Below are 12,741 nucleotides of genomic sequence, written 5' to 3' on the forward strand. Positions count from 1 at the left end.
GGCTGCCAGGCGCGGTTGGCATCGCCATCAAGGGACGGGGCATGAATTACAACTGGAGCTGGAGCATCTTCCTGGATATGTCGCCGGACGGCGTGCATACCTTTCTGGAGACGATCTTCATCGGCGTGGGCTGGACCTTGGCGCTGGCCCTGACCGCGTGGGTGTTCTCGCTGTTGCTGGGGTCAGTGCTGGGCGTGATGCGCACCGCCAGCTCGCGCCTGATGAACGCGCTGGGCGCGACCTATGTGGAGGTCTTCCGCAACATCCCGCTGCTGGTGCAGATGTTCCTCTGGTACTTCGTGCTGCCCGAACTGCTGCCGCATGCCTGGGGCCTGGCCATGAAGCAGATGCCGCAACCCTGGGGCCAGTTCGTGCCCGCGGTGCTGTGCCTGGGGTTCTATGGATCGGCGCGGGTGGCCGAGCAGCTGCGCGCGGGCATACAGTCGCTGCCGCGCGGCCAGTTCCAGGCGGGCACCGCGCTGGGCCTGACCGAGGCGCAGGTGTACCGCCACATCATCCTGCCGGAAGCGTTCCGCATCGTGCTCCCGCCCCTGACCTCCGAGTTCATGGGCACCATCAAGTATTCGTCGGTGGCGCTGACGATCGGGCTGTTGGAACTGACCGGCCAGGCGCGTTCGATGGCGGAATTCAGCTTCCACATCTTCGAGGCGTTTTCCGCGGCCACGGTGATCTACCTGATCATCAACGGCATGGTGGTGCTGGGCATGCGGCTGCTCGAACGCCATGTCGCGGTTCCCGGACTGATCGGTTCGGCGAAAAGGCCCTAGGACGAAGCCATGGGCAAATTCGATTTCGACGTGATCTGGGCGGCGCTGCCCTATCTGTTCAAGACGGGCATGACCTTCACGCTGACCCTGACCGCGCTGGCCGGCGTGATGGGCCTGGCGCTGGGCACGCTGCTGGCCATGATGCGGCTGTCGCGCTTCAAGATCCTGTCGGTGCCGGCGGGCATCTACGTGAACGTGATGCGCTCGATCCCGCTCTTGCTGGTGATCTTCTGGTTCTACTTCCTGATGCCCTACATCGCCGCCTGGGTGGTGGGGTCGCCCACGCCCTTGCGCGTGGGGGCGTTCAATTCGGCGGTGATCACCTTTACCCTTTTCGAGGCCGCGTACTTCTGCGAAATCATGCGCGCGGGCATCCAGTCGATCGCGCGCGGCCAGGTGTCGGCCAGCATGGCGCTGGGGCTGAACCACTGGCAGGGCATGCGCTATGTGGTGTTGCCGCAGGCGTTCCGCAACATGCTGCCGGCGCTCTTCACGCGCATCATCATCCTGTTCCAGGACACCTCGCTGGTGTATGTGCTGTCCCTGACCGATTTCCTCGGCGCGGCCGCCAAGATCGGCCAGCGCGACGGCCGTCTGGTGGAGCTCTATCTGTTCGTGGCGGTGGTGTATTTCGTGATCTGCTTCACGGCGTCCCGCCTGGTCAAGCTGCTGGAAAAGCGCACGCGGGTGCTGCGCTAGCGCAGCGCTTCCAGTTATCCACAGGTTTCAACAATGCAACTCTCTTCCAAGCCCCCGATGATAGCGATCAAGCAGGTCAGCAAGTGGTATGGCGACTTCCAGGTGCTGGACGATTGCTCCACCACCGTGGGCCGCGGCGAGGTCGTGGTGGTGTGCGGGCCGTCGGGTTCGGGCAAGTCCACGCTGATCAAGACCGTGAACGCGCTGGAGCCCTTCCAGAAAGGCGAGATCCAGGTCAACGGCATTTCGGTGGGCGATCCGCGCACCAACCTGCCCAAGCTGCGCGCGGTGGCCGGCATGGTGTTCCAGCATTTCGAGCTGTTCCCGCACCTGTCGGTGACGGAGAACCTGTGCCTGGGCCAGCTCAAGGTGCTCAAGCGCGGCAAGGACGAAGCCCGCCAGCGCGCGCTGGCCCTGCTGGAGCGCGTGGGCCTGTCGGCGCACAAGGACAAGCACCCCGGCGAACTGTCGGGCGGTCAGCAGCAGCGCGTGGCGATCGCGCGCGCGCTGTCGATGGACCCGGTGGTGATGCTGTTCGACGAGCCGACCTCGGCGCTGGACCCTGAGATGGTCAACGAAGTGCTGGACGTGATGACCGACCTGGCCGCCGAGGGCATGACGATGATGGTGGTGACCCATGAAATGGGATTCGCGCGCCGCGTCGCCGACCGTGTGATCTTCATGGACGGCGGCAAGATCGTGGAAGACTGCGACAAGGAGCAGTTCTTCGGCGATGTAGAGGAGCGTGCGCCGCGCACGCGCCAGTTTCTTTCCAAAATCCTGCAGCACTGACAGCCATGACCCAGACCTCCCCCGCCGCCGCCCGCGCACCCGTCGACCTGCGCAGCGACACGGTCACCCATCCCACCGCGGCCATGTACGAACGCATGCGCACCGCGCCCATCGGCGATGACGGCCTGGACGGCGATCCTACCGTGCGCGAGCTCGAGGCGTATGTGGCCGGCCAGCTGGGCAAGGAAGCCGGGCTGTTCGTGCCCAGCTGCACCATGGCCAACCTGCTGGCGGTGCTGGCGCAGACGCAGCGCAATGAGCAGGTGGTGTTGGAATCGGCCGCCCACATGTACACGTCCGAACGCGGGGCGGCCACGTTCACCGGCTCGTTCTACCTGGGCCTGCCCGGTACTGACGGCGCCATGGACCTGAACCGCCTGGAGGACGCCTTGCTGGCCGGCGGCCACCGGTTGAAGACGGCGCTGGTGACGATGGAGACCTCGCACAATAACGCCGCCGGCGCGGTGCTGCCGCTGGATCACATGCAGGCGGTCCATGGATTGGCGCGTGCCGCGGGCGTGCCGGTGCACCTGGATGGCGCGCGCCTCTACAACGCGGCCGTGGCCCTGGGCGTGGCGGCGGGCGAGATCGCCCGCCATGCCGACACCGTGTCGCTGTGCCTGTCCAAGGGCCTGAGCGCGCCGGTGGGCGCGGTGCTGGCCGGCAGCCAGCCCGTCATGGCGCGGGCGCGCGTGCTGCGCCGCATGCTGGGCGGCACCCAGCGCCAGTCGGGCATCATGGCCGCGGCCGGCCTGGAAGGCGTGCAGACCATGACCGGGCGGCTGGCGGAGGATCACGTCCGCGCGCGCCGCCTGAGCGCGGGCGTCAACCGCCTGGGACCGGCCATCTCGGCCACCGAACCGCAGACCAATATCGTGCAGGTGGAGACCGCCGGCACGGGCATGAGCAACACGGAGTGGGTGGCGGCCCTGCAGGCGGCGGGCCTGCTGGTGCGCCCCTGGGGCCGCACGCGGCTGCGCTGCGTGACCCACCGCCACATCGGCGATGCCGACATCGACGCGGCTGTGCGAGCCTTCGAAACGGTGCTGAAGGCAGGCTGATCTGCTCCGTTCGGCGGCGGTGGCGCGATGCGATAATGCCGCATGACCACGACCCATCTTTCCCGAAAAGACTATTTCTGCGCACTGGCGGTCGTGGTCATCTGGGGCACCAACTTCGTCGCCATGAAGGTCGGCATGCGGGGCCTTTCTCCCATGCTGCTGGGCGCCCTGAGATTCGCGCTGGCGGCCTTCCCCCTGATTCTCTTCGTGCGTGCGCCCAGGCTGCCGTGGCGCTGGGTTGCGGCTTACGGGTTGGTGCAGGGCCTGGGCCAGTTCGGGCTGCTCTTTACCGCCTTGAAGTTCGGCATGCCGGCCGGCATGGCGTCGCTGGTGATCCAGACGCAGGCGTTCTTCACGCTGCTGCTGGCCGCGCCCATCCTGCATGAGCGCGCGCAGCGCCATCACTGGATCGGGCTGGGCGTGGCGGCGCTGGGGCTGGCGGTCATCGCCGGCGGCCGCGGCGAAGGGCCGGGCCAGATGACCATGGCGGGGTTCGTGCTGACGCTGGGCGGCGCGTTCATGTGGGCCGTGTCCAACATCATCGTGCGCCTGGCCAGCCGCAAGTCGCCGGGCTACGACCCGTTTGCCTTCATCGCCTGGAGCAGCGCCGCGCCGGTGCTGCCTTTCCTGCTGCTGGCCGTGCTGGTCGACGGCTGGCAGCCGGTGGTCGGCATGATCATGAACATAGGCTGGGGAGAGATCCTGTCGGTGTTGTACCTGGCGGTGCTGGCCACCTTGGTGGCCTACACGCTGTGGACGCAGTTGCTCACGCGCCACGCCGCCGCCAAGATCGCGCCGTTTTCGCTGCTGGTGCCCGTGGTGGGGCTATGGGCCGCTTCCGTTGCCTTCGGCGAACGCCTGGAGACGCTGCAATGGGTGGGCGTGGCCTGCGTGCTGGCCGGCCTGCTTTTCAACCAGCTGGGCGGGCGCTGGCTGCGCACGCGCTGAGTCTTTCGGCAGGCGCCTTTTTTCCTTTCGCGTCCGTATCGGCCGACCAGACTAGCCCATAACGGCGAGCAGAGGCGACGGCCTCACAGCTGCTCGAAACGGATGTAACGCTTATCGGTGTACTCCCGGCGGGTGGTGATCTCCTGCACGCTGGCGCCCGGGGGGCCGCGCCGCAGCCATTCCAGCATGTGGTCGACCTGGTCGGCGGTGCCCTGCACCATGGCTTCGACCGTGCCGTTCGGCAGGTTCTGCACCCAGCCCTTGGCGCCCAGCATGTGGGCGCGCCGGACCGTGGCGTGGCGGTAGCCCACGCCTTGCACGGTGCCAGTGACCGTGACGTGCACGGTCTCGATATGGGTATCGGCTTTAGGGTCTTGCATCGATTCTCTCTTGGATGAGGCGCCGCGCTCGGCGATGTACGTAGACGGTAGTGACTACGGCGGATGGTCTATAGGCCGGGGGGGCGCCTGGCGATACGTTAGAGCTCATGTCAAAACGTGCCAGCGGGAACACCCGTTACCAGAGCTTGGAGAAGCCATTATGGAAGAGACCAGTTTGTTGTCGGAAGCCGAGACAGCGCGCTACAGGGAACAGGGCTACCTGGCCCTGAAGGACATGTGCCCGCAGGACGAGGTGGGTTACATCCGCAGGACGCTGCTCGACCTGTTCGCGAACAAGACCGGCTACAACGAGGGGGCGCAGTATGACTTTGTGAGCCGCGACGACCCGTCCAAACCTGCCAAGTTTCCCAGCTTGCACGATCCTCGCCATTATGCCCCGGGCCTCTTGAAGACCGAGTACCACGAGCGCACCCTGGAGCTGGCGCGCCAGTTGCTGGGCCCCGAGGCGGCCCTGTACGGCGAACACGCCCTGCTCAAGCCAGGGCCGCACGGACCGGAAACGCCGTGGCATCAGGACGAGGCTTTCCGCTCGCCGGACTTCATCTACAACGAACTCAGCATTTGGCTGGCGCTGCAGCCGGCCACCACGGAAAACGGCTGCATGCAGTTCATTCCGGGTTCCAACAAATGGGACGTGCTGGAGCACCGTTCGCCGGGCGGCGACAAGACCCTGCATCCGCTTGAATGCTGCGGCGATTTTCCGCGCGATCAGGCGGTGCCGGAGCCGCTGGACCCGGGCGGCATCACGGTGCATGACGCCCGCACGCTGCACTTCACCGGGCCGAATACCTCGCAGGCGCCGCGGCTGGCTTACATCCTGATCTACAACACGCCGCCGGTCTACAAGCCGGGCCGCCGCGAATTCCCGTGGCTGGAAGGCCGCTGGACCGACAGCCAGACCCGCAAGAAACAGTGGCACAAGCGCGGCGGACTGGCCGTGGACGTGATGCGCCGTCTGCCCGCCGCGCGGCTGACCAGCCCGCGCTGGGTGGCCTGGGCCACGATTCGGGCGGTGTCCAAGGTCTGGCCGCGATAACGGGGGCGCAGGGGCCGCAAGAGTCCCTGCGATAAAAGGGGGGGCGCGAACGAGGCCGGCAAGCGACGCTTGCCGGCCTCGGCGCGTATACTGGGCGGCGTTGTGGGGCCTGGGAGGCCCGCGCAATCGCTGGAGCTGCCCGCAGCTGGCGGCCCGGCGTCCAAGAATAACGAGCCGCAGCTGGCGCCCCAACACTCCATAGACCACTCCATGACCGCTAACCTTTCTACGATCACCTGCATCGAAGATCTGCGCGCCATCGCGCAGAAGCGCGTGCCGCGCATGTTCTACGACTACGCGGATTCCGGCGCCTGGACCGAAGGCACCTACCGCGCCAACGAAAGCGATTTTCAGAAGATCAAGCTGCGCCAGCGCGTGGCGGTCAATATGGAAGGCCGGTCGCTGCGCACCACCATGGTGGGCCACGACGTGATCATGCCGCTGGCGATCTCGCCCACGGGCCTGACCGGCATGCAGCACGCGGATGGCGAAATCCTGGCGGCCAAGGCAGCGGCGGACTTCGGCGTGCCCTTCACCCTGTCCACCATGAGCATCTGCTCGCTGGAAGATGTGGCCGCGGCCACCAAGAAGCCGTTCTGGTTCCAGCTCTACGTGATGCGCGACCGCGAGTTCGTCGCCAACCTGATCGACCGCGCCAAGGCCGCCGGCTGTTCGGCGCTGGTGCTGACGCTGGACCTGCAGATTTTGGGCCAGCGCCACAAGGACATCAAGAACGGCCTGTCCACCCCGCCCAAGCCCACCCTGCGCAATCTCATCAACCTGGCCACCAAGCCGCGCTGGTGCATGGGCATGCTGGGCACCAAGCGCCGCACCTTCGGCAACATCGTCGGCCACGCCAAGGGCGTGAGCGACCTGTCCTCGCTGGGGGCATGGACGGCCGAACAGTTCGACCCGAGCCTGAGCTGGAACGACGTCGAATGGATCAAGCAGCGCTGGGGCGGCAAGCTCATCATCAAGGGCATCCTGGATGTCGAGGACGCGCAATCGGCCGCCAATAGTGGCGCCGACGCGCTCATCGTCAGCAACCACGGCGGGCGCCAGCTGGACGGCGCCATGTCGTCCATCGCCGCCCTGCCCTCCATCGCCGACGCCGTGGGCTCGAAGATCGAAGTGTGGATGGACGGCGGCGTGCGTTCCGGCCAGGACATCCTGAAGGCCGTGGCGCTGGGCGCGCGCGGCGCCATGATCGGCCGCGCATTCCTGTACGGCCTGGGCGCCTATGGCCAGGCCGGCGTGACCCGCGTGCTGGAGATTCTGTACAAGGAAATGGATACGACGATGGCGCTGTGCGGCCGTCGCTCGATCGAGCCCGGCGACCGCAGCATCCTGCTGCCCGGAACCTACCCGAACTGAACGGTTCGGCAGCCCATGAGAAAAAGCCTGGATACGGTAGCGTGCCAGGCTTTTTTCGTTGGCACGCCGATTCGGGAGGTCGCATGAGCCCATGCAGGAACCAATATGACGCGTAACAAACAAAACGGGCGCCGCCGCGTGGGGGCGGTGCTCGGCGCGGCCCTGGCGGCGCTGTTGTCGGCCGGAGCCGCAGCGCAGCAGACCACACTGTACGTAGGCATGAACGGCGGCGACATGGCACGCGCGTTCTCGCAGTATGTGTTTCCGGATTTCGAACGCGCCCACGACGTCAGGATCGTGGTGGTGCCGGGCATGTCGACCGAGGTGCTGGCGCGCGCCCAGGCCGACAAGGGCAAGCCGCGGCTGCACCTCATGTTCCTGGACGACGGCATCATGGCGCGCGCGATCTCCATGGGCTTGTGCACGCAGCTCAACGACGATCCGGTGCTGAAGGAGCTGTATCCCACCGCGCTGAAGAAGGACCGCATGGCCGCGGGCATCGACATCGGCATGACGGGCCTGGGCTACAACACCAAGGTGTTCGCCGAGCGGGGCTGGGCGCCGCCGACGTCGTGGATGGACCTCGCCGATCCGAAGTACCGGGGCCAGGTCGTGGTGCAGTCGGCTTCCAGCAGCACCTTCGGCCTGCACGCATTCCTGATGATCAACCGCATCCTGGGCGGAGACGACCGGAACTACGGACCGGGCTTCGCGCACTGGCCGGCCGTGGTCGGCCCGAATGTGCGTGCATACCTGCCGGATTCCGCGCGCCTGGCCGATATGGTGCAGGCCGACGAGGCGGTGCTGTTTCCCTGGACGCCCACGGCCATCTCCCGCCTGAAGATGCGGGGCGTGCACGTGGAATACGCGCAGCCCAAGGAGGGTTCGATGATCCTGATGGTGGGTGAGTGCGTGGTCGCCGGCAATAGCGAGCCGGAGCTGTCGCAGAAGCTGGCGCTGTACCTGTTGTCCGAGCAGGCGCAGACGAAGGCGCTGGAGATGGGCGGACACTTCCCGTCCAACCGCAACGTGCTGGCGCCAGCGGGCCACGCGGATGCGTTGCAGCGCTTCCAGGGCTATATGTCGAACGCCAAGATACCGAACTGGGATCAGATCAACGAGACCCGGCCCGCGTTCAACGCGCGCTGGAACCGGGAGATCGGGCGCTGACGGCCCCCTGCCCGCGGCCGGCCAAAAAGCGCAAAATCTGCAAAGGCCGGCCCGCTACATTGCTCTCCAAGGAGACCGCATGAAGCCCGCAACCCTGAACCTCTATGGCCAGCGCCTGGAACCCGTCCTGCGCTGGCTGGCAAGCCACCCCGACGCCGACCCGGACCTGTACCGGCTGGCCGAGCTGGCCTGCCTGTCGCCGTACCACTTCCATCGCGTCTACCGCGCCATGATGGGAGAGACGGTGAACGCCACCGTGCAGCGCATCCGCATGCACCGCGCGGCGGTGGCGCTGGGGAATTCCGAGGCTTCCTTGCGCGAGGTGGCGCAGCGCGCCGGCTATGAGTCGGACGCGGCGTTCAACCGGGCATTCGGCGCGACCTTCGGCATATCGCCGGGGCGTTACCGGGCTGTCCGCTCCCGTCCTTTCGACCCACAGGAGCTAGGCATGTATCCCATCAAGATCGAAACCTTTCCGGGCGCGACGCTGGCGGTCCTGCCGCATCGCGGCAGCTATCAGGAAATCGGCCCGCTGTTCACGCGCGCCTTCATGCTGGCCGTCAGCCGCGGCATCGCACAGCCGGATTCCATCGGCTACGGCGTGTACCTCGACGACCCGGAGCAGGTACCGGCCAGCCAGCTGCGTTCCATGGCCGGCATGTCGGTGGCGCCGGATGCGGACCTGGGGGGCGAGCTGGAGCGCTTCGAGATTCCGGAAGGCCGTTGCGCCATCCTGACGTACACCGGGCCCTACAACGAGATGGACAAGGCCTACAACTGGATGTTCTCGCAATGGCTGCCGGCCAGCGGCGAGGTGCCGGCGGACTTTCCCATGTTCGAGCAGTATCTGAACGATCCGCGCACCACGCCGCCGGCGCAATTGCAGACGCGCATCTGCATGCCGCTGAAGTAAGGCGCGGCGGCGTGTGCGCCGCGCCAGACGTGCTCAGCGCGCCGGCGTCTGGAAGCTGACCTGGGCCGGACGGCCCGGCAGGTTCAGGGTGGCGGTGGCGGGCGGCGTGGTCGCCACCACCTGGCCCGCGCGCAGCACCATCAGGCGGGTGGCGCGCAGGCGCAGCGCTTCGACCGCGTCGCGCGCCTGCAGCAGCACCAGGTCGGCGCGCTTGCCGACAGCCAGGCCGGTCTCATCCAGGCCCAGGATCTTGGCCGGCGTGGTGGTGACGGCTTCGAAACAGGCGCGCATGGCGTCCTGGCCCGTCATCTGGGCCACGTGCAGGCCCATGTGCGCCACTTCCAGCATGTCGCCCGAACCCAGGCTGTACCAGGGGTCCATCACGCAGTCATGGCCGAAAGCCACCGGCACGCCGGCGGCCAGTAGCTCGGGCACGCGCGTCATGCCGCGGCGCTTCGGATAGGTGTCGTGGCGGCCTTGCAGCGTGATGTTGATCAGCGGGTTGGCGATGGCGGACACGCCCGCTTCGCGCATCAGCGGAATCAGCTTGGAGACGTAGTAGTTATCCATGGAGTGCATGGACGTCAGGTGCGAACCCGTCACGCGGCCTTGCAGGCCCAGGCGCTGCGTGTGGTACGCCAGCGTCTCGATGTGGCGCGACAGCGGGTCGTCGCTTTCGTCGCAGTGCATGTCCACGCGCAGGCCGCGTTCGGCGGCCAGTTCGCACAGGATGCGCACCGATTCCGCGCCGTCCTGCATGGTGCGTTCGAAGTGCGGAATGCCGCCCACCACGTCCACGCCCATGTCCAGCGCGCGCTTGAGGTTGTCCAGGGCGCCGGGGGCGCGCAGCACGCCGTCCTGCGGGAAGGCCACCAGCTGCAGGTCCAGGTAGGGTTTGACCTTCTCGCGCACATGCAGCAGCGCTTCCGTGGCCAGGAGGCGCGGATCGCACACGTCCACATGCGAGCGAATCGCCAGCAGGCCGCGCGCCACGGCCCAGTCGCAATAGGCCAGCGCGCGTTCGACCAGCGCTTCCTGCGTCAGCAGCGGCTTGAGCTCGCCCCACAGCGCGATGCCTTCCAGCAGCGTGCCGGATTGGTTCACGCGCGGCAGTCCGAAGGACAGCGTGGAGTCCATATGGAAGTGCGCGTCGACGAAAGGCGGCGCCACCAGCTGGCCGGCCGCGTCCACGATCTGCGCGGCCTCGGCCTTCAGCGCCGGCTCCAAGGCCGCGATGCGGCCGCCGGCGATGCCGATGTCGATGTTCTGGCGGCCATCGGGCAGCGTGCAGTGTCTAAGAATCAGATCGAGCATGGAATTCCTTGCGGAAGGTTTCTGTTGTTCATGGTACTGCGGCCCCCGTTCTTCGCGTTGAGCTGGCGCATCCCATCCGGGGCGCACGGAGCCGGCTTTGCCGGTCCGTAGCGTCGCCCCCTTGAGGGGGAGGCGCGCAGCGCTTCGGGGGGTGGGCCCTTCCTCTACCTCTCTCCTTTGCGGTAGGGCTTCATCAACGCCTGCGGGTAGGCGGCGCGACGCGCCATCACCACCAGGGCGAGGATGGACAGGACGTAGGGCAGCATCAGATAGACCTGGTACGGCAACTCCGGCAGGCCGGGCAGCGCTGCGCCGCCTTGCTGCATGCGCAATTGCAGCGCGTCGAAGAAGGCGAAGATCAGTGCGCCCAGCAGCGCCTTGCCGGGCCGCCACGACGCGAACACGACCAGCGCCACGCAGACCCACCCGCGGCCGTTGACCATGTTGAAGAAGAAGGCGTTGAACGCCGCCAGCGTCAGGAAGCTTCCTGCCACGCCCATCAGCGCGGAGCCGGCCACGATGGCGCCCATGCGCAGGCGCGTGACCGACAGGCCTTGCCCTTCGGCCGCGGCCGGGTTCTCGCCCACCATGCGGATCGCCAGGCCGACCGGCGTGCGGTTCAGCACCCAGGCCAGTATCGGCACCGCGGCCAGGGCCAGCAGGGTCATGGGCGTCTGCCCGGCCAGCACCGGGCCGATGAGCGGAATGCCGTCCAGGAACTTCATTTCTGCAAAAGGCGTGATCGTGGGCGGCGTGTTCACGCTGGGGAACGTGACGCGATAGGCGAAGTAACTCAGGCTGGTGGCCAGCAGCGTCACACCCAGGCCGGACACGTGCTGCGACAGGCCCAGCGGCACGGTCAGCACCGCGTGCAGCAGGCCGAATACCGCGCCCGCAAAAGCGGCCACCAGCACGCCCACATACAGCGGCGCGCCCAGATACACCACCAGCCAGCCGGTGAAGGCGCCGGCGGCCATGATGCCTTCGATGCCCAGGTTCAACACGCCCGCGCGCTCGCACAGCAGCACGCCCAGCGTGCCGAGTATCAGCGGCGTCGCCAGGCGCAGCACCGCCACCCAGAACGCCGACGAGCTCATCAGATCCATCCATTCCATGGCGCGCTCCTCAGGCCCGGTTGCGGCGCAGGCGGTACTGCGCAAATAGCGTCGCGACCAGCATGGCGAGCAACGAAGTGGCGACGATGACGTCGGCGATGTAGTTCGGCACCGCGATGGCGCGGCTCATGCTGTCCGCGCCCACCAGCATGCCAGCCACGAACAGGCTGGCCAGGATCACGCCCAGCGGATGCAGGCCGGCCAGCATGGCCACCACCACGCCGGTGTAGCCATAGCCCGGCGACATGTCGAGCGTGACGTAGCCGGTGCGGCCCGCCACTTCGATCGCGCCCGCCAGGCCGGCCAGCGCGCCCGACAGCATGGCGGTGCCCAGCATCACGCGGTTCACCGGCAAGCCCAGGAAGCGCGAGGCGTGCGCGTTGGCGCCGACCGCGCGCATCTGGAAGCCGAACACGGTGTAGCGGTTCAGCAGCCACAGCCCCAGCGCCAGGCCGGCAGCCCACAAGAGGCCGGTATGGGCGCGGGTGCGCTCGATCAGCTTGCCGAGCTCCAGGTCGCCGTTGAGCGCTACGGACTGCGGCCAGCCCATGGCCATGGGGTCCTTCATGGGGCCGTCCAGCATCATCGACACGAACAGCAGCACGATGAAGTTGCCCAGCAGCGTGGTCACCACTTCATCCACGCCCAGCCGGGTCTTGAGGATGGCGGGGATCAACAGCAGCAAGGCGCCAGCCAGCGCCGCCGCCAGCATCATGCCGGCAAACAGCGCAGGCACGGGCAGGTCGAAGCCGGTGCCGTCATGCAGGCCGCCGACTGCCACCGCGGCCAGAGCGCCCAGGTATAGCTGGCCCTCGGCGCCGATGTTGTAGAAGCGCGCGCGGAATGCCACCGCACAGGCCAGGCCGGTCAGCATCAACGGGGTCGCGCGGGTCAGGGTTTCGGATAGCGCGAAGCGCGAGCCGAATGCGCCTTCGAACAGCAAGGCATAGGTGCGGCCCACGGGGGCGCCGGCCCAGGCCACCAGCAGGGTGCAGACCGCCAGCGTGAAGGCGATGGCCGCGAAGGGCGCCACGGCCAGCGCCAGGCGGCTGGGCTCCGGGCGGCGTTCCAGGATCAGTTTCATGCGAGTAATGCTCGGTAGGGTGTGGAGACGCGCGGGACGTGGCGGG

General features: G+C 67.3%; 13 protein-coding genes. 9 read left to right on the top strand and 4 right to left on the bottom strand.

Annotated elements, in window-relative coordinates:
- The first annotated feature begins 41 nt into the window (after window positions 1-41).
- From IAG39_RS00085 to IAG39_RS00105, 5 genes are read left to right on the top strand one after another with little or no spacing between them, the layout of a single operon-like run.
- Window positions 42-788: an amino acid ABC transporter permease gene (locus tag IAG39_RS00085; protein ID WP_118932744.1), complete on the top strand. Its 747-nt coding sequence runs from the start codon at window positions 42-44 to the stop codon at window positions 786-788.
- A 9-nt stretch (window positions 789-797) separates the two neighbouring features.
- A complete protein-coding gene (locus IAG39_RS00090; protein WP_118932745.1) occupies window positions 798-1,487 on the top strand; it encodes an amino acid ABC transporter permease in 690 nt (229 codons plus the stop codon).
- Between the two features lie 57 nt (window positions 1,488-1,544).
- Entirely contained in the window at window positions 1,545-2,279 is a 735-nt protein-coding gene (locus IAG39_RS00095; protein ID WP_041652034.1) for an amino acid ABC transporter ATP-binding protein, read from the top strand.
- 5 nt (window positions 2,280-2,284) lie between these two features.
- Window positions 2,285-3,340, top strand: coding sequence for a threonine aldolase family protein (locus IAG39_RS00100; RefSeq protein WP_118932746.1), 1,056 nt, complete (start codon window positions 2,285-2,287; stop codon window positions 3,338-3,340).
- A 42-nt stretch (window positions 3,341-3,382) separates the two neighbouring features.
- Window positions 3,383-4,288, top strand: coding sequence for an EamA family transporter (locus tag IAG39_RS00105; RefSeq protein ID WP_059376407.1), 906 nt, complete (start codon window positions 3,383-3,385; stop codon window positions 4,286-4,288).
- Window positions 4,289-4,371: 83 nt separating this feature from the next.
- Here IAG39_RS00105 and IAG39_RS00110 read toward each other — a convergent pair whose 3' ends face one another.
- The gene (locus IAG39_RS00110) at window positions 4,372-4,668 is read right to left on the bottom strand and encodes an acylphosphatase (protein WP_059376413.1); all 297 of its coding nucleotides are present in this window, start codon (window positions 4,666-4,668) and stop codon (window positions 4,372-4,374) included.
- A 160-nt stretch (window positions 4,669-4,828) separates the two neighbouring features.
- Between IAG39_RS00110 and IAG39_RS00115 the strand changes: the two genes are divergently transcribed.
- The 4 genes from IAG39_RS00115 (at window position 4,829) to IAG39_RS00130 (ending at window position 9,182) form a co-directional block, all read left to right on the top strand.
- Window positions 4,829-5,725, top strand: coding sequence for a phytanoyl-CoA dioxygenase family protein (locus IAG39_RS00115; RefSeq protein ID WP_059376419.1), 897 nt, complete (start codon window positions 4,829-4,831; stop codon window positions 5,723-5,725).
- 210 nt (window positions 5,726-5,935) lie between these two features.
- Window positions 5,936-7,099 (top strand): alpha-hydroxy acid oxidase, encoded by a 1,164-nt coding sequence (locus IAG39_RS00120; RefSeq protein ID WP_118932747.1) that lies wholly within the window; start codon window positions 5,936-5,938, stop codon window positions 7,097-7,099.
- Between the two features lie 105 nt (window positions 7,100-7,204).
- Complete coding sequence (locus IAG39_RS00125) at window positions 7,205-8,269, top strand: extracellular solute-binding protein (RefSeq protein ID WP_059376429.1); 1,065 nt, start codon at window positions 7,205-7,207, stop codon at window positions 8,267-8,269.
- A gap of 79 nt (window positions 8,270-8,348) precedes the next feature.
- The gene (locus tag IAG39_RS00130) at window positions 8,349-9,182 is read left to right on the top strand and encodes a GyrI-like domain-containing protein (RefSeq protein WP_118932748.1); all 834 of its coding nucleotides are present in this window, start codon (window positions 8,349-8,351) and stop codon (window positions 9,180-9,182) included.
- Window positions 9,183-9,215: 33 nt separating this feature from the next.
- Here the strand turns inward: IAG39_RS00130 and IAG39_RS00135 are convergent, their stop codons facing one another.
- The 3 genes from IAG39_RS00135 to IAG39_RS00145 all read right to left on the bottom strand — a co-directional run bounded on the left by IAG39_RS00135 (window position 9,216) and on the right by IAG39_RS00145 (window position 12,695).
- Window positions 9,216-10,496 (bottom strand): amidohydrolase family protein, encoded by a 1,281-nt coding sequence (locus IAG39_RS00135; RefSeq protein ID WP_059376437.1) that lies wholly within the window; start codon window positions 10,494-10,496, stop codon window positions 9,216-9,218.
- 164 nt (window positions 10,497-10,660) lie between these two features.
- A complete protein-coding gene (locus IAG39_RS00140) occupies window positions 10,661-11,611 on the bottom strand; it encodes an ABC transporter permease (protein WP_118932749.1) in 951 nt (316 codons plus the stop codon).
- A 10-nt stretch (window positions 11,612-11,621) separates the two neighbouring features.
- On the bottom strand, window positions 11,622-12,695 hold the full coding sequence (locus tag IAG39_RS00145; RefSeq protein WP_059376442.1) for an ABC transporter permease: 1,074 nt from the start codon (window positions 12,693-12,695) through the stop codon (window positions 11,622-11,624).
- Between the last annotated feature and the right edge of the window lie 46 nt (window positions 12,696-12,741).

Origin of the sequence: Achromobacter xylosoxidans, from assembly GCF_014490035.1 — a bacterium.
GTDB classification, from domain to species: Bacteria; Pseudomonadota; Gammaproteobacteria; order Burkholderiales; family Burkholderiaceae_B; genus Achromobacter; species Achromobacter bronchisepticus_A.